This window comes from Kocuria soli, from assembly GCF_003797835.1.
Lineage (GTDB): Bacteria > Actinomycetota > Actinomycetes > Actinomycetales > Micrococcaceae > Kocuria > Kocuria soli.
In genome coordinates this window covers 64,756-84,035 of sequence record NZ_RKMF01000016.1, presented here as the reverse complement: position 1 = coordinate 84,035, position 19,280 = coordinate 64,756, and the positions used below count along the sequence as shown (strand labels likewise).

Annotated in this window: 18 protein-coding genes; 9 read left to right on the top strand and 9 right to left on the bottom strand. The window is 67.5% G+C overall.

What is annotated here, in order from left to right; genetic code table 11:
- Positions 1-164: 164 nt before the first annotated feature.
- Positions 165-1,910 carry a pyruvate dehydrogenase gene (locus EDL96_RS11870; RefSeq protein ID WP_233568869.1) on the top strand — a complete coding sequence of 582 codons (1,746 nt, stop codon included), beginning with the start codon at positions 165-167 and terminating at the stop codon, positions 1,908-1,910.
- A gap of 57 nt (positions 1,911-1,967) precedes the next feature.
- Here EDL96_RS11870 and EDL96_RS11865 read toward each other — a convergent pair whose 3' ends face one another.
- Positions 1,968-2,483, bottom strand: a complete 516-nt coding sequence (locus tag EDL96_RS11865) for an NUDIX hydrolase (protein WP_123826408.1) — start codon at positions 2,481-2,483, stop codon at positions 1,968-1,970.
- Positions 2,484-2,587: 104 nt separating this feature from the next.
- A complete protein-coding gene (locus EDL96_RS11860; protein ID WP_158609609.1) occupies positions 2,588-3,091 on the bottom strand; it encodes a prepilin peptidase in 504 nt (167 codons plus the stop codon).
- Between the two features lie 113 nt (positions 3,092-3,204).
- Between EDL96_RS11860 and EDL96_RS11855 the strand changes: the two genes are divergently transcribed.
- Both EDL96_RS11855 and EDL96_RS11850 read left to right on the top strand, forming a co-directional pair.
- Positions 3,205-4,035, top strand: a complete 831-nt coding sequence (locus EDL96_RS11855) for a hypothetical protein (protein ID WP_123826404.1) — start codon at positions 3,205-3,207, stop codon at positions 4,033-4,035.
- Positions 4,036-4,149: 114 nt separating this feature from the next.
- Complete coding sequence (locus tag EDL96_RS11850; protein ID WP_123826402.1) at positions 4,150-5,529, top strand: glycosyltransferase 87 family protein; 1,380 nt, start codon at positions 4,150-4,152, stop codon at positions 5,527-5,529.
- Here EDL96_RS11850 and EDL96_RS11845 read toward each other — a convergent pair.
- Together EDL96_RS11845 and EDL96_RS11840 are read right to left on the bottom strand one after the other, a co-directional pair.
- Positions 5,479-6,840, bottom strand: coding sequence for a PhoH family protein (locus EDL96_RS11845; protein WP_123826400.1), 1,362 nt, complete (start codon positions 6,838-6,840; stop codon positions 5,479-5,481). The two genes, EDL96_RS11850 and EDL96_RS11845, sit on opposite strands and share 51 nt — an antisense overlap.
- A gap of 151 nt (positions 6,841-6,991) precedes the next feature.
- A complete protein-coding gene (locus tag EDL96_RS11840) occupies positions 6,992-7,753 on the bottom strand; it encodes an isoprenyl transferase (RefSeq protein ID WP_123826398.1) in 762 nt (253 codons plus the stop codon).
- Between the two features lie 307 nt (positions 7,754-8,060).
- Between EDL96_RS11840 and trhA the strand changes: the two genes are divergently transcribed.
- Positions 8,061-8,837 carry a PAQR family membrane homeostasis protein TrhA gene (gene trhA / locus EDL96_RS11835; protein WP_233568868.1) on the top strand — a complete coding sequence of 259 codons (777 nt, stop codon included), beginning with the start codon at positions 8,061-8,063 and terminating at the stop codon, positions 8,835-8,837.
- A gap of 96 nt (positions 8,838-8,933) precedes the next feature.
- Here the strand turns inward: trhA and EDL96_RS11830 are convergent, their stop codons facing one another.
- A complete protein-coding gene (locus EDL96_RS11830) occupies positions 8,934-9,239 on the bottom strand; it encodes a hypothetical protein (protein WP_123826396.1) in 306 nt (101 codons plus the stop codon).
- Between the two features lie 82 nt (positions 9,240-9,321).
- The gene (mca, locus tag EDL96_RS11825) at positions 9,322-10,269 is read right to left on the bottom strand and encodes a mycothiol conjugate amidase Mca (RefSeq protein ID WP_233568867.1); all 948 of its coding nucleotides are present in this window, start codon (positions 10,267-10,269) and stop codon (positions 9,322-9,324) included.
- 151 nt (positions 10,270-10,420) lie between these two features.
- On the opposite strand from mca, the gene EDL96_RS11820 reads away from it, so the two are divergent.
- Both EDL96_RS11820 and greA read left to right on the top strand, forming a co-directional pair.
- Positions 10,421-10,843, top strand: coding sequence for a DUF4307 domain-containing protein (locus EDL96_RS11820; RefSeq protein WP_123826392.1), 423 nt, complete (start codon positions 10,421-10,423; stop codon positions 10,841-10,843).
- A 239-nt stretch (positions 10,844-11,082) separates the two neighbouring features.
- Positions 11,083-11,589 carry a transcription elongation factor GreA gene (greA, locus tag EDL96_RS11815; RefSeq protein WP_123826390.1) on the top strand — a complete coding sequence of 169 codons (507 nt, stop codon included), beginning with the start codon at positions 11,083-11,085 and terminating at the stop codon, positions 11,587-11,589.
- A gap of 106 nt (positions 11,590-11,695) precedes the next feature.
- Here greA and ilvA read toward each other — a convergent pair whose 3' ends face one another.
- Together ilvA and EDL96_RS11805 are read right to left on the bottom strand one after the other, a co-directional pair.
- Positions 11,696-12,997, bottom strand: a complete 1,302-nt coding sequence (gene ilvA / locus EDL96_RS11810) for a threonine ammonia-lyase (protein WP_123826388.1) — start codon at positions 12,995-12,997, stop codon at positions 11,696-11,698.
- Entirely contained in the window at positions 12,997-14,652 is a 1,656-nt protein-coding gene (locus tag EDL96_RS11805) for an AI-2E family transporter (protein ID WP_123826386.1), read from the bottom strand. The genes ilvA and EDL96_RS11805 overlap by 1 nt, the downstream gene beginning before the upstream one ends.
- 84 nt (positions 14,653-14,736) lie before the next feature.
- On the opposite strand from EDL96_RS11805, the gene EDL96_RS11800 reads away from it, so the two are divergent.
- A complete protein-coding gene (locus EDL96_RS11800; RefSeq protein ID WP_123826384.1) occupies positions 14,737-15,339 on the top strand; it encodes a hypothetical protein in 603 nt (200 codons plus the stop codon).
- A gap of 73 nt (positions 15,340-15,412) precedes the next feature.
- On the opposite strand, the gene EDL96_RS11795 is transcribed toward EDL96_RS11800, so the two are convergent.
- On the bottom strand, positions 15,413-16,258 hold the full coding sequence (locus EDL96_RS11795; protein ID WP_123826382.1) for a Bax inhibitor-1/YccA family protein: 846 nt from the start codon (positions 16,256-16,258) through the stop codon (positions 15,413-15,415).
- A gap of 231 nt (positions 16,259-16,489) precedes the next feature.
- Here EDL96_RS11795 and EDL96_RS11790 point away from each other — a divergent pair, with 231 nt between their 5' ends.
- Together EDL96_RS11790 and EDL96_RS11785 are read left to right on the top strand one after the other, a co-directional pair.
- Positions 16,490-18,922 carry a heavy metal translocating P-type ATPase gene (locus tag EDL96_RS11790; RefSeq protein WP_199732605.1) on the top strand — a complete coding sequence of 811 codons (2,433 nt, stop codon included), beginning with the start codon at positions 16,490-16,492 and terminating at the stop codon, positions 18,920-18,922.
- Positions 18,919-19,272, top strand: a complete 354-nt coding sequence (locus EDL96_RS11785; RefSeq protein ID WP_123826380.1) for a metal-sensitive transcriptional regulator — start codon at positions 18,919-18,921, stop codon at positions 19,270-19,272. The genes EDL96_RS11790 and EDL96_RS11785 overlap by 4 nt, the downstream gene beginning before the upstream one ends.
- The last annotated feature ends 8 nt before the right edge of the window (positions 19,273-19,280 follow it).

Below are 19,280 nucleotides of genomic sequence, written 5' to 3'. Positions count from 1 at the left end.
CCCCGCGGATTCCTCCGCGGGGCCGACTCATGAGGTCATACCGATCAGCCGAGGGCTGACATCCCTGCGTCACCGGCGGACACGGGTTCCTATGTCTGCTTAGGATGGCGGAAATCGCCAGGACCCAGATTCACTGTGGCCCGCGTGAGATTGAGGAGGCCCTTGTGAAACTCGCCGAACAGATCGTCGCCCAACTTCAGGCCGCCGGTGTCAAGCGCATCTACGGGATCGTGGGCGACAGCCTCAACCCCGTGGTGGACGCCGTGCGCCAGACCGGAGGACTCGCCAAGGGCGGCATCGACTGGGTCCACGTCCGCCACGAGGAAGCCGCGGCCTTCGCGGCCGCCGCAGAAGCGCAACTGACCGGCGAACTCGCCGTGTGTGCGGGCTCCTGCGGGCCCGGCAACCTGCATCTGATCAACGGGTTGTACGACGCGCAGCGTTCGGGTGCCCCGGTGTTGGCCATCGCCTCGCACATCCCGTCGGCCCAGATCGGCCAGTCCTTCTTTCAGGAGACCCACCCGGACCGGTTGTTCAACGAGTGCTCGGTCTACAGCGAGCTGATCTCGACCACCAAGCAGGCACCGCGCGTGGTCCGTTCGGCCATCCAGCACGCCACCGGGCTGGGCGGCGTCGCCGTCGTGACCCTGCCGGGCGACGTGGCCGATCTGGAGGCCACGGAGAAGACCCCGCACTGGACACCGGTCATGGCGGCCTCGACCGTGCCGAACCCGGAGTGTGTTCAGGAGATCGCAGGGGTGCTCAACGACGCCAAGAAGGTCGCAATCTTCGCCGGCGACGGCGTGCGCGGAGCCCACGACCAGGTCATCCAGCTCGCCGAGACGCTGGGGGCCCCCGTGGGCCATTCCTTGCGAGGCAAGGACGCCATCCAGTTCGACAACCCGTTCGACGTCGGCATGACCGGTCTGCTGGGGTACGGGGCCGCGGCCGAGGGTCTACAGGACGCCGACGTGATGCTCATGCTGGGCACGGACTTCCCCTACGACCAGTTCCTGCCCGACACGGTGACCATCCAGGTGGACCGTGACCCTTCCGCGCTGGGCCGCCGGACGGATGTGCAGTACCCGGTGCAGGGCGACGTCAAACCCACCCTCGAAGCCCTGCTGCCGCTGCTCGAGGCCAAGAAGGACCGCAGCTTCCTGAAGAAGACCCTCAGGCGTCACGACAAGCTCATGAACAACGCCGTAGGCGCCTACACACGCAACGTCAAGCGCCTGCACCCCATTCACCCCGAGTACGTCGCGGACATGCTGGACCAGGTGGCTGCCGAGGACGCGATCTTCACGGCGGACACCGGGATGTGCAACGTGTGGTCGGCCCGCTACATCCGGCCGCTGGGGACCCGCAGGATCATCGGGTCGTACCTGCACGGGTCCATGGCCAACGCACTACCCCATGCGATCGGCGCCCAGGTCGCCCACCCGGGCCGTCAGGTGATCTCGATGTCCGGCGACGGCGGTCTGTCCATGCTCATGGGCGAACTGGTCACGGCGGCGATGTATCGGCTGCCGATCACCGTGGTGGTGTTCAACAACTCCACGCTGGGCATGGTCAAGCTCGAGATGCTGGTGGACGGTCTGCCCGACTTCGGCGTCGACGTCCCGGACGCCAACTACGCCAAGGTGGCGGAGTCCCTGGGATTCCAGGCACAGCGCGTGGTCAAGGCCAAGGACGTGGAGGGGGCGCTGAAGTCAGCGCTCTCGCACGACGGTCCGTCACTCGTGGAGGTCATCACCGACCCCAACGCTTTGTCCATGCCGCCCAAGATCACCGGGGACCAGGTCTTCGGTTTCGCCACCGCGATGAGCAAGGTCGTGCTCAACCGCGGCGCCGGTGAGGCCGTGTCGATGGCCCGCTCCAATCTGCGCAACGCCAACGCTCTGCGCTAGGTGAGTGGATTCAGGCGACCGCGATGTCGCCGCGCATGAAGGTGACCGGCAGCCACCTCATGCGGTTTCCTGGGCCCCGGCGGCGTGGTCGCCGGGGCCCGGGCGACCCGCCACGAATCGTGTGCGTCCGTCGAACTCGACGGCCATGCGGATGCGTTGCAGGAGTTCATCTTTCATGGGCGGAAGCCCGTCGAGGGGGAACCAGCCGACCTCGGTGGATTCGTCGTCGTTGACCACCGGTTCCCCGCTGACCCAGCGACACCGGAACGTGTGGTCCAGGAAGATGCAACGGTCGCCGTTGGGAAACACCTTCTCGTCCCCCGCCTTGACCCAGGCCAGTCCCTCCACCTCGCAGACCACACCAGCCTCTTCCTGGCACTCGCGCACGGCGGTGTCCGCGGGCTCCTCGCCGGGGTCCACGATGCCCGTGATGGGTGCCCAGATGCCGTTGTCCGCTCGGCGCCCCAACAGGACGTCGTCGCCGCGCAGGACGACGGCCGTGGCACCGGCCAGCCACAACGAGTCGTGCCCGATCTTCCGACGCAACTCGAGGATGAAATCGGGTGTGGGCACGGTTGGCTCCTGGCGCTCGGGGACGAGGGCTGACGCCTCCGATGGTGTCACACGGCACGCGCGGAGCCTCCATGGAGACCGACGGCGGGGGCTTGAGGCAGGGGTCAGACCAGGACGAGCGCGAGCATGGCCCCGACCAGCATCGACGGCCCGAACGGCACCCTGTCCGTGAGGTGCGCCCTCCTGGTCAGCAGCAGCACCACGGCCACCAGACCGCCCACCAGGAACCCCAGAATGGTTCCCCACAGGACGGTCCACACGGAGGCGAAACCCAGAACGGTTCCCAACATGGCCGCCAGTCGCACGTCCCCCAGGCCCAACGCCCCCGCGGAAGCCTTGCGCAGCAGGTAGTACACACCCCACATGCCGATGGCACCCAGGCCCATGCCCAGGAGGCGCTGCGGTTGGTCGGAGAGCACGGCGGCCAGCCCCAGGAGCCCGGCGGCACCGGCCCAGGCAGGACGAACGACGACGCCGGGCAGCCGGTGGTCACGCAGATCTACGTAGATCAGCCACACGCTGACCAGTGCCAGACCGGTCAGGGCGAGCAGGACGCAGAACGTCGCCACCAACCCGGACAGCTCCCCGGCGGATGCGTGGAGTGTCAAGTACTCCCCCATGTGCACAAACATAGTCCGGGGGGCAGCTCTCCGCCGCGCACCGGGCCGACCTGTGGACACTCTCCCGTGGCCGCCCGGGCCACCGTCCATAGACTGGTGGCATGTCATCTGCCAGGGATTACGGGCGTCCGGCCGCAGCCCCCGGGACGGACCCGGACGAGTTCGCCGCGCTGTGCCGGTCCTCCCCGTGGAAATGGGACACCGTCCGTTTCACCCTCGAATGGCTCCTGCCCGCCCAGGGCGAGGGTGCCGCAGCGGCAGGCGTACGGGATCCGAGCATGGGCGCCGGCACGGACACCCCGCCTGTCCCCGTCCGCGCGTGGGTGCGCCGCCCGCAGGACCTCCGGGTCGAGACCCTGGGTGGGGACCCCCTGTACACCGTGACCGACCTGGGCCGTTCGCGGCAGGACTTCTACGTGGCCTCTCGTCCGGACTCCTGGCTCCTGCCCCCTTCGTTGGTGGCGCCCGTGTACCGCCGGTCGGGCCTGGTCGAGCGCCGCCCCGAAGCCGCCTACGGGGATCCCGTCTTCGGTGGTGGGCGGTGGCAAGCCGTCCTGGACCCCGTCGAGATCGCCGGCCCCGCCCTCAAACCCCTGTACCTGGCGTCCCAGCGTCCAGCCACGATCACCGACGTCCAGGTGGGCACGGACGACAACGGACGCGCCGTGCGCAGCGCCGTCGTCACCCCCGGGGCCTCCTACGCACCCTCCGAACCGGGACATGCCCTGACACCGGCCGCCACGCGGGTGGTCGTGGACGAGCGCACGGGGATCTGCGTCTCCACCACCGTTCTGGAAGGGCCCCTCGCCGGAGCAGGTCACCGACTGCGGATCGAAGCGGTGGACGAGTACCTGCTGGACGACCTCTTCACCCCCGTGTCCTTCGACCTCACGGACGTGTCCCGGCACGTGCCGTGGATGGTGGAAGCCTGAGTCCCCCGTACTCTGGTGCGGGTCCGGCCACGCCCCCACTCGGGCCCGCTCTGACAGCCTGAACCCGCGTCCCGCGCCCGATCACGCCCCGCCACTTCCGACCGAAGGGTCCCCATGAGTTCCTCTCGTTCCGCTTCCCCCGAGCGCTCGAGCCGTGTCCTGCGCGGCCCCGGCCCGGGAACTCCTTCGGTCGCGGCACTCGCGGTCATGGTCGGCGGGATGCTGGCCGTGTCCGCGGCATTCGTAGCCTACGTCCTGGCGACACGTCCGAAGCCGGGACTGGACATGCAGGTGTACTGGCGTGCCGCCCAGGTGCTGCAGGGAAACAACCCCACCACCTCGGATCTCTACGACCCCGTCCTGGTCCAGGCGGGCAAACTGGAATTGCCGTTCACCTACCCGCCCCTGTCCGCATTGGCGTTCTACCCGCTGGGTGGCATGACGTTGGAGCAGGCGTGGACCACCATGGCCGTCGTCGGGGTGCTCCTCACGTGCGTGCTGGCGGCCGTCTGCCTGCGCCTGGCGCCGTTCTCCCGTGACTGGTTCGGTGTGCGCGTGGTCCCCACGCTCCTGGCATTCGCCGTGTTCTGCGGTGTGCTGTGGAACCTCTACCCCTCCCGCTTCACCATCGTGTACGGCCAGGTCAACACCATGTTGGCCATCTTGATCCTGGCGGACCTGGGGCGACGGGCACGGCGCCGGTGGGGCAGCGGGTTCCTCACCGGCGTGGCCGCCGGGTTTAAGATCACCCCGGCGGCCATGGGCCTGGTGCCTCTGGTCCAGGGACGGTGGCGCACCCTGGTCGGCATGGCCGTCGGTGTGGCAACGACGATCGCGGTCTCCGCCGTGTTCCTCCCCCGGGAGGTCTGGGCCTACTTCACCTCCGAACTGTGGCAGACCGGCCGCGTGGGTGAGGTGGACCGCATCTCCAACATGTCGCTCAACGGCCTCCTGCACCTGTGGGACCTGCCGGACGGACTGCTCAAGCCCGTCTGGCTGGCCGCGGTCCTGCTGGTGGTGGCCGGTGGCGCGGCGGGCATTCGGCGGGCCTCACGTGTCCAGGACTTCTTCTCCGCAACCGTGATCGGCGCCCTGGTCATGCTGTTGATCTCGCCCATCACGTGGGAACACCACTGGGTGTGGGTCGCTCCCCTCATGATCGCCCTGGTGCCCGCCGCGCCGCGGGCCGCGCCCGCTTGGCAGTGGGCCGTTGCCCTGACCTTGATCGGTCTGGTGTTCTGGTCCTTCACCAGCGCACCCTCGGTGTTCGCGGCCCAAGTGCTCGGCGAGAACTACCCCGAGGTCGTCCTGCACGGTCCGCCTGCCCTGGAACGGGTGGCAACGGTGCCGGTGGTCGTCGCCGTTCTGTCCGGAGTGTGGTTGGCGCTGCGCCCGTACCCGGCCGCACTCACCGCACTCACCACGGCCCCCGAACCCCGGGACTCAGATCTCGGCGCGCTCCAGGACCTCGGTGACCAGCGCCGCGATCGGTGACCGCTCGGACCGGGTCAGCGTGATGTGTCCGAACAGGGACTGGCCCTTGAGGGCCTCGACCACCGCGGTCACGCCGTCGTGACGCCCCACCCGCAGGTTGTCCCGCTGGGCGACGTCGTGGGTCAGCACCACCTTGGAGTTCTGCCCCATGCGGGAGAGCACGGTCAGCAGGACATTCTTCTCCAGCGACTGGGCCTCGTCCACGATCACCCAGGCATCGTGCAGGGAACGCCCGCGGATGTGGGTCAACGGCAGAACCTCGATCAACCCGCGTGAGGTCACCTCCGACATCACGTTCTCGCTGACCACAGCGCCCAGGGTGTCGTACACGGCCTGTCCCCAGGGGTTCATCTTCTCGTCCTCGGTGCCCGGGAGGTACCCCAGCTCTTGGCCGCCCACGGCGTACAGCGGGCGGAAGACGATCACCCGCTTGTGCTCCTGACGTTCCAGAACGGCTTCCAACCCGGCGCACAGGGCCAGGGCCGACTTGCCCGTTCCGGCGCGGCCACCCAGGGACACGATCCCGACCTCGGGGTCCAGGAGCAGGTCGATCGCCAGGCGTTGTTCGGCCGAGCGCCCGGACAACCCGAAGACTTCGCGGTCGCCCCGCACCACCCGGGCCGTACCGTCTTCCCGCACCCTGGCCAGCGCGTTGCCGCGCACGGAGTGCAACACCAGTCCGCCATTGGTCGGCAGGCCCTCCGCACCGGGGACGGGAACCGATTCGTCCGAGTACAGGCGGGCGACGACGTCGTCGTCCACGTCCAGCTCTTCCAGGCCGGTGTATTCGGAGTCGGCTGCCGAGACCCATTCGGCGCGGTACTCGTCGGCGTCCAGGCCCAGTGCGGAGGCCTTCACCCGCATGGGGAGGTCCTTGGACACCACGCACACGTCATGCCCCTCGTCAGCAAGGTTCTTGGCGACCGCCAGGATGCGCGAGTCGTTGTCCTTGAGCCGGAAGCTGTGGGGCAGCACGGTGTCGGAGACGTGGTTGAGTTCCACGATCAGGCGCCCGCCGTCGTCGCCCAGGGGCAATGGCTTGTTGAGGTTGCCGTGCTCCGTGCGGAACTGGTCCAGCAGGCGCAGGGCCTTGCGCGCGAAGTACCCGAGTTCGGGGTCGTGGCGTTTGCCCTCCAACTCGGTGATCACGATGACCGGCAGCACCACGTCGTGCTCCGCGAACCGCAGAATCGCTCGGGGGTCCGAGAGCAGTACAGAGGTGTCCACGACGTAGGAGCGCACTCCCGATCGCGGTTGAGCGGAGCCCCCCGTGGTGGTCTCAACGGTGGGTTCCGTGCTGGTGGTCGTCATCGCGGCGTCCTTCCGGTTCGGGACGACCGGCGTCGGTCACCGGCCGCCTGAAGCCACGGTGACACAGCAGCTCAGCCGGGCCTGCCCAGGACACGTGAATGAGCCGTGAACTCGCGGCATGTGACTCGCAACACCGAGTGGCCGCGAGGTGTCAGCCGCCGAATCGGCGCTTGCGGGAGGCATAGTCCCGGAGCGCACGCAGGAAGTCCACGTGACGGAAGTCCGGCCACAGCGCTTCGCAGAAGTAGTACTCCGAGTAGGCCGACTGCCACATCAGGAACCCGGACAGGCGCTGTTCCCCGGAGGTGCGGATGAGCAGGTCGGGGTCGGGCTGACCGCGGGTGTAGAGGTGTTCGGAGATGTCCTCCGCGGACAGGGTCGCCACCAGCTCACGGACGTCCTCCCCCCGGTCCAGGGCATCCGTGAAGATCTCCTTGACGGCATCCACGATCTCCTGCCGGCCCCCGTACCCCACGGCGATGTTCAGGTGCGGCCCGGGGTTATTGGCGGTCACGGTGCGCAGTGTCTCGAGCCTGTCCCGCAGCGCTTGGGGAAGCATCTCCAGGGCACCCACGGGTTGGGCCCGGCAGAGCCCTTCTTCCTGGAGGCGCTGGGTCAGGCCGGTGATGATCTCGATCAACGGCCCGAGTTCCGCGGCGGGACGCTTGAGGTTCTCGGTCGAGAGCACGTAGAGAGTGACCACGGGGATCTTCAGGTCCCGGCACCAGCCCAGGAACTCGATGATCTTCTCCGCACCGGCGCGGTGCCCGTCCTCGGTCGAGCCGCCGAACTGCTTGGCCCAACGCCGGTTGCCGTCCACCAGCACGCCCACGTGGTGCGGGAGGCGCTCGGGGTCCAGATCGGCCGCCAGGCGCTGTTCGTAGATCCGGTAGAACGGTCGAGCTTTCGTCATTCCGTTCCCCTTCTCCCCTGCCTTCTGCCGCGTCGTCTCCACCCCAACCCGCCGACGACGAGCGATCGCCCACGAGCGGCCGACGCCGTGGCTGGTCATGACTCTGCGTGGATTCTCCCAATGTATCGCGTGTCCGTCGCGCCGCCGTCGACTCACAGCATCCACAGAAGTTCTGGCCCTAGGATTGTGTCCGGTCCCCGTGGTACCGCGTACTTCTCAGGTGCCGGTGCCCCGCCGGCGTCACCGACGGCGCATCGTTGCGGCCGAACCGTCCGCCGCTGACCGCCCCGACTTCAAGGAGGTTCCTTTGTCCGACCAAGCCTCCACCGCGCGCCAGTCGCGCAAACGACGTACGCGCCACGCCCCGGTCATCCCCGAGGTCATGGAGACCGTGGCCCGGTCTCCATTGCTGCACAAGCTGGGCTCGACCCTGGCTCACCCGCCGGTGCCGCGAAAGCCGGCTTGGCGCGGCTGGATCCACGCGGCCTTCACGCCCGTGGCCTTCGTGATGGTCCTGGTGGCCATGATCCTGGCACCGTCGCTCGAACTGCGCATCGCCTGCGCAGTCTTCGGGGTGACAGGCCTGCTGCTCTTCGGAGTCTCGGGGATCTACCACCGCAGCTACTGGTCCCCCCGGGTCACGGCGGTCCTGCGCCGGCTGGACCACACGAACATTGCCCTGTTGATCGCCGGCACCTACACCCCGGCAGCAATCGCGCTGATGCCGGATCCCACCGTGCTGTTGACGGTCATCTGGGGTTCGGCGATCGGCCTGGTCCTCTTCCGGCTGGTCTGGATGTCCGCACCCCGGTGGCTCTACACGCCGTTGTACGTGGTCATGGGGTGCATCGCGGTGGCGTATCTGCCGCAGTTCTGGCCCGTGCAGCCCGTGGCCACGATCATGCTGGCCATCGGCGGGCTGGCGTACATCGCCGGAGCCGTGACCTACGCCCTCAAGTGGCCCATCCTGGCCCCGCGGACCTTCGGGTTCCACGAGGTGTTCCACGCCTGGACGGTCGTGGGCTTCATCTGCCACTACATCTCGATCATGTTCGCGATGTTCGGCTCGACCCTGGTCAGCTGAGGCCCCGACGGCGCCGTCGCCGACCCGCTCCCCCAACTTTCAACACGGTTTTCTACCAATCAGGCCTCCCGATCGGCAGAAACCCGTGTTGAAAGTTCACTCGGTGAAGTCGGTCGGGTCCTGACCGTCTGAAGTCGGTTCCTGGGGCGTGTCGGCAGCCTCTTCCCTGGACTCCGGCGCCTCGGTCCGCCCCGCGGCCTCACGCTCGCGGGCGTACGCCATGCGGTAGCGCAGACGCCGCTGACGGCGCATGAAGTCCAGGATCAGGGCGGTCAGGGCCAGGACCACGAAGAACGTGGCGAAGAACCCGATTACTCCGGGGCTGACCTGTTCCGGCTCCAACCCCGGCATGAGGTCGTTGGGGTCCGAGGGTGCAGCGGTCTGTAGGTACAGCGTCAACATGTGGGGTGAACTCAGCTTTCAGCGGGCGTTCGTCGGGAGGCCACGGGCAGCGGGGTACTGCGCGGGCCGGGACGGGTGACGATCAGATCTGCCAGTCGGGTTGCGGGGCGTAATCGGGATCCGGCCGGACCTCGTCCACGATCCCCGCGAACAGGCACGTCTCCGGGACCGGCGAATCAACTCGGCTCTCTGCCAGCACGTAGTCCTCCCACGGCCAGGCCGCAGCCTGGAACTCCGGAGAAACGGCGAAGAACAGGGAGTCCGGCGCAACCTGCGTCTCGTGACAACGCAGCGCCTCCTCCCGCACGGAGAAGGACTCGGGGCAGAAGATCTTGGTGGTCGTCGGATGTGCCCCCAACACGGCCTTGTTGCCTTCGGCGTCCTGGGTCTCCATGATCCGCGCGATGCGCTCCGCGAACGGGGACTCCAGCCCGCGTTCGGTCATCGCCTCGTGCAGCGCGATGAAGCGCTCCGTGTTGAAGGCCTTGTCGTAGTAGAGCTTCAACGGCTGCCACGGCTCACCCAGATCCGGGTACTTGGTTGGGTCCCCCGCGGTCTGCCACGCGTGCATGGAGACGTTGTGGGTCTGGATGTGGTCCGGGTGCGGGTACCCGCCGTTCTCGTCGTAGGTCAGGATCACGTGGGGACGGAACTCTCGGATCAGCTTGACCAACGGGGCCGCCGCGATCTCCACGGGCTGCAAGGCGAAACAGCCCGCCGGCAACGGTGGCAGCGGGTCGCCTTCGGGCAGACCGGAGTCCATGAAACCCATCCACCGGTGCTTGATGTCCAGTGCCTCGGCCGCCCGGCGCATCTCGTCCCGGCGGTAGCCCGGCAGGTCGCGTTCGGCGTGCGGGACGCCTTCCATGGCCGCGTTCAGGATGTCTCCGCGTTCCCCGCCCGTGTTCGTGGCCACCATGACGTCCACGCCGAGTCCGCGGTAATGCGACATGGTTCCGGCACCCTTGGACGATTCGTCGTCCGGGTGGGCGTGCACTGCCAAGAGGCGAAGGTCAGGGTACGAAGGCACGAACGGGCTCCTTCGGGGATCCAGGCCCCTGTCGAAACGGTCGGGTGCCGCTGTGACGCTGGTCTGCTGCGACCTACGCGGCGGCGCGACCAGTCTACGCGCCGCTGTGGACGCCGCCGGGCCCATCGGCCACCGCCACTAGACTCGGTTCATGCCCGAAAGCCAGACCGATGCCGTGCTTGAGCAGCGCTACGCCAGGCGGCGCACCCCCGCCGTGTCCCGGCGCGCCTGGTGGGTTGTCCTTGCGGTCGGGATCTTGGTGGCCGCCGCGTTCATCATCTGGACCATCGTGGGTGGCTCCAACCGCCCGTCGACCAAGGATGTCGGCTTCGAGCTCATTTCCTCGTCCCAGATCACCGCGGACTTCGAACTCACCAAGGGCGAGGACGAGGTCGTGCGCTGCGGTGTGGAGGCTCTGAACGAGAGCTACGCGGTGGTGGGTTACACCGAAACCACCATTGGTGAGGTCCCCGCGGACCAGCTCTCGGGGCAGACCAGCGCGCATCGCGTGGAGATCAGGACCACCAACCAGGCCAATTCAGCCCGGGTCGCACAGTGCTGGGTGCTGGACTGAATCCCACGGCGAATCCGCCCGCCACGTGACAGCACCCCAGTGGGCAGAGTGCTGACCATCACGGCCTTTCGGCTAAACTTTGGTGTCTGACCACGGGCCCCGCCGTGACCGAACGCCGCACGGAACAGCGGGTCGGCAACGGCACGGGGACGATTCGACGTCGGGGCGCTCCCCCGCACGGCGTAATCCCGACCATCACCACAACCGACTGAAAACCTGCAGACAGAGAGAAGACGACTGTGCCCGAGACCCCCGAAAACCAGGGCGCCTGGCTGACCCAGGAGGCTTACGACCGGCTCAAGAAGGAGCTCGACTACATCTCCGGTCCTTACCGCCAGGAGATCGTCGACCGGATCGAAGCCGCACGCGAAGAGGGCGACCTCAAGGAGAACGGAGGCTATCACGCTGCCCGCGAGGAGCAGGGAAAGAACGAGGGCCGCATCGCCCAGCTGACCTCCCTGTTGGAGAACGCCACCGTGGGTGAGAAGGCTGCCGACGACGGCATCGTCGAATCCGGCATGGTCGTGACCGCCAAGGTCGCGGGCAACGAGATGACGTTCCTGCTGGGCTCGCGCGAAGTTGCCGAGGACCTGGTGGGCGGCACGGGCATGGAGGTCTTCTCCGACCACTCCCCGATCGGCTCGGCAATCAAGGGCCACAAGGCCGGTGAGACGCTGACCTACACGGCACCCAACGGCAAGGAGATCTCCGTGGAGATCCTCGAAGCCAAGCCCTTCGAGGGCTGAGTCAACACTCAACCGCCCAGTCGACGACGGGCGGACCCTCCTTGGCCGGCGTCGCTTGACGGCCCGCGGACGGCGCCCCCACCCTGAGCGCCGATGAAGACAGACGTCAGTGGACGACGACCGGCCGGTATCCCTCGGCCTCGAGCGCGTCGAGCACTTGACGTGAGTGTTCGTGTCCCTTGGTTTCCATGTCGATCGTGATCGACACGTCGCCCATGGCCAGCGAGCCACCGATTCGGGTGTGGTCCACGCCCGTGACATTGGCGTCCAGGCGCGAAATGATGCTCGAGATGTGGGTCAGTTCGCCGGGACGGTCCACGAGCATCATCTTGACGGTCATGTAACGTCCGGCAGCGGCCAGACCGCGCTGGATCACCTTGAGCATGAGCATGGGGTCGACGTTCCCCCCGGAGAGCACGACGACCGTCGCCCCCAGATCCCCGTAGGTCTCCTTGAGACGCCCGTCGAGCAATGCCGCCACGCCCACGACCCCGGCGGGCTCGACCACCAGCTTGTTGCGTTCCAGCATGAAGATGAGGGACTCGGCCAGGCGGTCCTCGGACACCGTAACGACGTCGTCGGCCAGTTCCTTGATGATCTGAAACGGCAGTTGGCCGGGCTGGCCGACCGCGATGCCGTCGGCGATGGTCGACACCTTCTCGAGCGAGACCAGCGCGTCCCCGGCCAGGGAGGGCGGGTAGGCGGCGGCGTTCTCGGCCTGGACCCCGATGACTCGAACCGGTCGGCCACCCTGGGCCTCACGCGCCTTGAGGGCAACCGCCAGACCGGCCAACAGCCCACCTCCGCCGACGCCCGTGAGGACGGTGTCCACGTTCGGGACCTGGTCCAGGATCTCCAGACCCAGCGTGCCTTGGCCGGCGATGATGTCCGGGTGGTCGAAGGGATGCACGAAGACCTTGCCGGTCTCCTCGGCCACCCGACGCGCCTCCGCGAGCGCCTCGTCCACCTTGGACCCGTGGAGGACCACCTCAGCACCGTGGTCCTGGGTCGCGGCCACCTTGGGCAGCGCCGCACCCAACGGCATGTAGATCGTCGCCTGGATCCCCAGCCGACGGGCCGCCAGGGCAACACCCTGGGCGTGGTTGCCGGCGGACGCAGCCACGACGCCGCGGGCCTTCTCCTCGTCAGTCAGCTGGGCCATGCGGTTGTACGCACCACGCACCTTGAACGAGCCACTGCGCTGCAGGTTCTCGGCCTTGACCCAGACCTCCGATCCGAGCATCCGGGACAGCGCGCGGGAATGGGCCACGGGGGTTCGTTCGATGACCCCTTCCAGCAGGGAGGCAGCGTGCTCGACGTCTTCAAGCGCGACCGGGAGATCGGCCAGGTTCGGAGCGCCCCGCCTGGGCTCCGTGACCGCTGGGTCCGCCACGTCGTTGTCAAGCATCAGGCACGTCCCGGATCGTTCTGGGTGTCGGGGTCTTCAAGGTCAGATTCCCGACGGGCACCGGGATGGGCCTCGGGGTCGGAATCCATCCCCTTGTTCTGGGGGAACTCCTCGGGGTCGTGACCGGGACTTCCAATCACGCGTTCCGGCGTCTCACGCCCGACGTCGCGCCCCAGGCCGTGCGGCATGCGAGAGGCTTCGGAAGTCTCCACGGCGGTGGCCGAACGAGTAGGGACGGCACGGGCGTCGTCGTCGGAATCCACGACGGCGCCGGCACTCGAGCGGGCATCCCGGCGGGCCTCCGCGGCCTGGACCTTTTCAGCGGCCGCGACCGCCAGTTCCTTCTCGTGGGCCGCGGCTGCCTTCTCGGCATCCTTGTTCTGCTTGCCGGCGTCCTCATTGTGACGTGACCGGGAGAAGCGGCGGAACTGCTGGAGGACCTGCTCCCTGGTCAGTTCCTCCTTCTTGGCCATCTTCCGGATCTCCCACGGGAAGTAGTACGGCTGCCACGCGATCTCGGGATCATTGCGCCAGCCCTGGCCGGAGAGGTAGCGAATCACCGAGTTCAGCACGGCCAACAGGGGCACGGAGAACAACGCACCCAGGATGCCCGCGACCACGGAGCCACTGGCCACGGCAAGGAACACGGCCAGGGGGTGTAGGGACACGGCCTTACCCATGATCAACGGCTGCAGGACGTTGGACTCCAGCTGCTGGACCAGGATCACGACTCCAAGCATGCCCAGGGCGATCCACGGCCCGTTGGCCACCAGGGCGACCAACACCGCGATGATCCCGGTCAGGATGGCACCCACCAGGGGAATGAACGAGCCCAGGAAAACCAGAATGCCCAGCGGAACCGCGAGCGGCACCCCCAGGAGGAAGGCGCCCAACCCGATACCAACGGCATCGATGAATGCCACGAAACCCTGGATGCGAACGTACTGGACCAGGGACAGCCACCCGCGGCGGCCAGCGCCGTTGACCGCCGGGCGGGAAGGGCGCGGGAAGAGCTTGACCATGAACAGCCAGATTTTTTCCCCGTCGGCCAGGAAGAACAGCAACGTGAACAGCATGATCAACATGCCGGTGACGATGTTTCCGGCGGTGGACCCGAAGGAGATCGCTCCGGACACAATGGTCGAGGAGTTGTTCTGAATCGCGCTGGTGCCCTTGTCCACCCATTCGTTGAGTGTTTCGGTGGAGATGTTGAAGGGCAGGTCCTCGATCATCCCGAGCAACGTGTTGATGCCCCGCATGGCGGAGTCGCTCAACTGACTGAATCCAAAGATGATCTGCTGCCCCGCCAGAGCCAACAGACCCAGTACGACAACGATCAGCCCGATCTCCACGGTCGCGGCCGCCAAGAAGGACGGAAAGTGCTTGCCACGCAGCCATTTGACCGCTGGTGAGAGGAGCCCGGCCAGCAGTGCGGCTAGGAGCACGGGGATAAGCACGTTGCTCACGTGCTTCAGCAACCAACCGGCACCCATGACGGCCGCAACGATCAGGATGAGGCGCCAGGACCAGGCTGCAGCGACCCGCACGGGTACAGAGACCGCCGACCCGTCCGGGCCCGTGGCACCCGGGAGCTCCGGCTCATGGATCCGCGCAAGTTTCTGTCCGGGGTCGGTTCTGGAGTTCGTGGACGACATGACCACCATGTTCGCATTGATTCAGTCCGTTGAACGACATGGTGAACACCGTCACGGCAGTCCGTGAGATGCCATGATGGAGGTATGTCCCTCCAGTTCTTGCGTGTCCTCGCCCAGCGCCGTCCGGCCCAGGCCATTACGGCCGAGGCTCCGGAGCGCGCCGAGCTGGAACGGATCGTCTCCGCGGCCGTGGGACCCGCCGTGCCAGGCACCCGCCCCGCCTGGCGGCTCATCGGCACCCGGCGAGAGGATGCACCACAGCTCGCGGCGGCTCTGTCCGGGTTCAAGAACCTGCCGGATCTCAAGGAGACGACGCCGCGACTCAAGGGCAAGCAGATGCGGCGAGTCGCGGCTTTCCGTGGGTCGCTGGCCTTCGCTTCAAACGGGGGGCTGGCTCTGGCCCTGATTTTTCGGCCGCGACGCGGGTCCGGGCTGCCCAGGCGCCTCCAACGCGGAGAGGCCCTCGGTGCCCGCGTGGTGCTGGAGGCGGCCTTTTACGCCAGTGGCTGGGCAACCCAGTGGTCACCGCGCAAGAGCCCGGACGCAGAACTCCTGGCCCGGTTCTACAGGCTGAAGTCGGAGGAGGAAGTCCTCGGTTGGCTGTTCGTCGGCCGCCCAGCGCCTGAGTTCGCCGGTGACCACGCGGCCACGCTGCCGCCGTCACGGGCGCCTTTGGAACTGCGCTGACCCGACACGCGACGACGGCGGCCCCCCACCCCCGGGAGGTGGGCCGCCGTCGTCGCGTGGTTGCCGCTGAGGTTCAGTCCTGCTGCAGCAGGGAGAGAATCCGCAGGATCTCGACGTAGAGCCAGATGAGGGTCACGGTCAGACCGAAGGCTGCGGACCAGGCGTACTTGCGTGCCACCCGGCCGATACCGCGCTCGATGGATTCGAAGTCCATGACCAGGGAGTAGGCCGCCAGCAGGATGGCGATGCCACCGATGAAGACGCCCAGCGGGATGCCGAAGATCTCGATGTCCGAACGGACGTTGAAGCCGGCGAACATGGACAGGCCGAAGTTGGCCAGGGCGAAGACCAGGTAGCCGATCATCGCCACGATCACGATCTTGGTCAGGCGCGGACTGGTGCGCAGGATGCGCATGCGGTAGAGCGCCAAGACGGCGACGAAGACGCCGATGGTCCCGATCACGGCCTGCAGCACGATGCCGGGATAGACGTTCTGGAAGATCCCGGAGATGCCGCCCACGAACAGGCCTTCGGCCACGGCGTAGAGCATGATCAGGGGAACGGAAGGCTCACGCTTGAACGAGTTGACCAGTCCGAGAACCAGACCGACCAGTGCGGCCGGGAAGGCAAGCACGGGGAACATCCAACCGACCACTGCGAAGACGATCACTGTTCCCAGCGTGAGGCTGGTGCGCATGATGACGTCGTCCAGTGTCATGCGGCCGGTCTGCTCACCGGAGGCTGCGGGGCTGTCGTACCAGCCCTGCATCTGCTCGGCCGACGGCGCTTGACCGTACTGCTGCTGGCCATACTGGGGAGCCTGACCGTACTGCTGCTGGCCGTACGGCGCCTGACCGTATTGGGGTGCAGCCGGGGCGCTGTGTTTCGAGCTGAAGTCGCGGAGCAACGGGTTGCCCATGGAAGTCGTCCTTTCGGTCTGGTCCCGAGCGTCCGCTGGCGCGGCTCCGGCAGGGGATCAGGGCGGTGGGCGTACAGGAATTCCCCGCCAACGGTACCAGCGCGTCCTGCCGGTCCCCCGGGCCTCATCTGGAGGCGAACAGAGTTTTCACCAGATTGTGACGGTGATGGTGACGAGCAGATCGCCGAACCCACTTGCAACCTATACCCCAAGGGGGTATAGGTTTGTCTCATGAGCACCCCCGACCTCACGACCGCACCACGGGCCTTGACCCACATCGACCTTGACGTTGGAGGCATGACCTGTGCCTCGTGCGCGGCGCGCGTCGAACGCAAGCTCAACAAGCTCGACGGCGTGACGGCAAGCGTCAACTACGCCACGGAGAAGGCGTCGGTGGACCTGCCCGTGGACCTGGATCCGCAGACGCTCGTCGAACAGGTCGAGCAGGCCGGATACACCGCACAGCTGCCTCCCCCACCGGCGACCGACAACCCGAGTAAGCCCAGGGCTGATGCCGCCGGGGACGCAACAAACCCGGCAGGGCCCTCCAATGCTGCTGGCTCGGAGCCCACCAGGGCGGACAGGGAACTCAAAGCCCTGCGCCAACGACTGATCGGTGCCGTGATCCTTTCCGTACCCGTCATTCTCCTGGCGATGATCCCCGCTCTGCAGTTCGACTACTGGGGGTTCGCCTCCTTGGTGCTGGCCGCCCCCGTGGTGGTGTGGGCCGGGTGGCCCTTCCACCGGGCCACGCTCAAGAACCTGCGCCACGGCGCCGCAACCATGGACACGCTGATCACGGTGGGCACGGCGGCGGCGCTGATCTGGTCCGTGGTGGCACTCTTCCTGGGACACGCCGGTCACCCGGGGATGAAGCACACCTTCGAGTTCACGCTGTCGCGCACGGACGGCCTGGACAACATCTACCTGGAAGTGGCCGCGGGGGTCATCACATTCGTCCTGGCCGGGCGCTACTTCGAGAAGAAGTCGAAGCGCCAGGCGGGTGCCGCATTGCGCGCCTTGCTCGAAATGGGTGCCAAGGACGTCACCGTCCTGCGGGACGGCCGCGAGGAGCGGATCAGCACCGACGCGTTGCGCACCGGTGACGAGTTCGTGGTCCGCCCGGGCGAAAAGATCGCCACGGACGGCACCGTGGTCGCGGGCCGCTCTGCCGTTGACACATCGATGCTGACGGGGGAATCCGTTCCCGTCGAAGTGACCGAGGGCGATGCCGTCACCGGCGCAACCGTGAACAAGGGGGGCCGCCTGGTCGTTCGCGCCACCCGGGTGGGCTCGGACACGCAGCTGGCCCAGATGGCCCGCATGGTCGAGGCCGCCCAGTCCGGAAAGGCCCGGGTACAGCGGCTGGCGGACCGGATTTCCGCGGTGTTCGTGCCCCTCGTGTTCCTGGTTGCGCTGGTCACGGTGATTGCATGGTTGGCGAGCGGCGCAACCCCCGCCACTGCTTTCACCGCCGCGGTGGCCGTGCTCATCATCGCCTGCCCGTGCGCCCTGGGCCTTGCCACTCCGACGGCGCTGCTGGTCGGCACCGGGCGTGGAGCCCAGCTGGGCATTTTGATCAAGGGGCCGGAGGTCCTGGAGTCCACGCGCCGCACGGACACTGTGGTGCTGGACAAGACGGGGACCGTGACCCGCGGGGAAATGACCCTGGCGAGCGTCGTGACCGACGACTCCACCGCCCGCGCCGATGTCCTTCGCCGTGCAGGCGCCGTCGAGAACGCCTCCGAGCACCCGATCGCGCAGGCTGTGGCACGCGGTGCCGCCGCAGAGATCGGTGCGCTCCCCACCCCCGACTCCTTCCAGAACGTCGAGGGTCTGGGCGTAGAAGGCACCGTCGAGGACCACGAGGTGATCGTCGGCCGACCCCAGCTGCTGATCGACCGCGGCCTTACGCTTCCCGCGCGGCTGAGTGAAGCTGTCCACCAGGCTCAGTCGGCGGGCAGTACAGCCGTCGTCGTCGCCTGGGATGGAGTGGCCCGTGGGGTCCTGGTGGTCGCCGACGAACTCAAGCCGACCAGTGCCGAAGCCGTGACCCAGTTCAAGACGCTGGGGCTGGAGCCCGTGCTGCTCACGGGTGACAACCGCGCCGTTGCCGAGCAGGTTGCGGCGCAGGTGGGAATCGATCGCGTGGTCGCCGATGTCCTTCCCGCCGACAAGGTGGAATCGGTCCAACGCCTGCAAGCGGAGGGCCGTGTGGTGGCCATGGTCGGCGACGGCGTCAACGACGCTCCGGCATTGGCACAGGCCGATCTGGGCCTGGCGATGGGCACCGGCACGGACGCGGCCATCCAGGCGGCGGACATCACCCTGGTCCGCGGTGACCTGCGGACGGCGGCCGACGCGATCCGCTTGTCCCGACGCACGCTGCGTACCATCAAGGGCAACCTCTTCTGGGCCTTCGCCTACAACGTGGCGATGATTCCGCTGGCGGCGTTCGGCCTGCTCAATCCCATGCTGGCCGGCGCGGCCATGGCATTCTCGAGCGTCTTCGTGGTCTCCAACAGTCTGCGGCTGCGCTCCTTCAAGGCCGCGAACCCGCGGAGCACCGCCGGAACACCGGAAGACGCGCCACTTGAGAACACGCCTACGGAAGCCGAAGCCCCGACGACTGCGGCACCACGAACCACAGGAGCACCACGATGACCACGCCCTCGGAACCGCTCGACATCGACGAAGCGCCCTCGGCCGATGCCCCTGAAACTCCGCACCCGCACCGGGGTTACCTGGAGGACAAGGCCCGCTACCTCGCGCGCCTCAAGCGCATCGAGGGGCAGGTCCGCGGGATCCACCGGATGATCGACGAGGACAAGTACTGCATCGACGTCCTGACCCAGATTTCGGCACTGACCAGTGCCATGGAGAACGTGGCCCTGGGCCTGCTGGAGGACCACCTCGAACACTGCGTGGTGGAGGCGGCACGCACCGGGGACGCGGAGGCGCAGGAGAAGATAGCGGAGGCCACCGCCGCCATCAAGCGGTTGGTGAAGTCCTGACGCGTCTG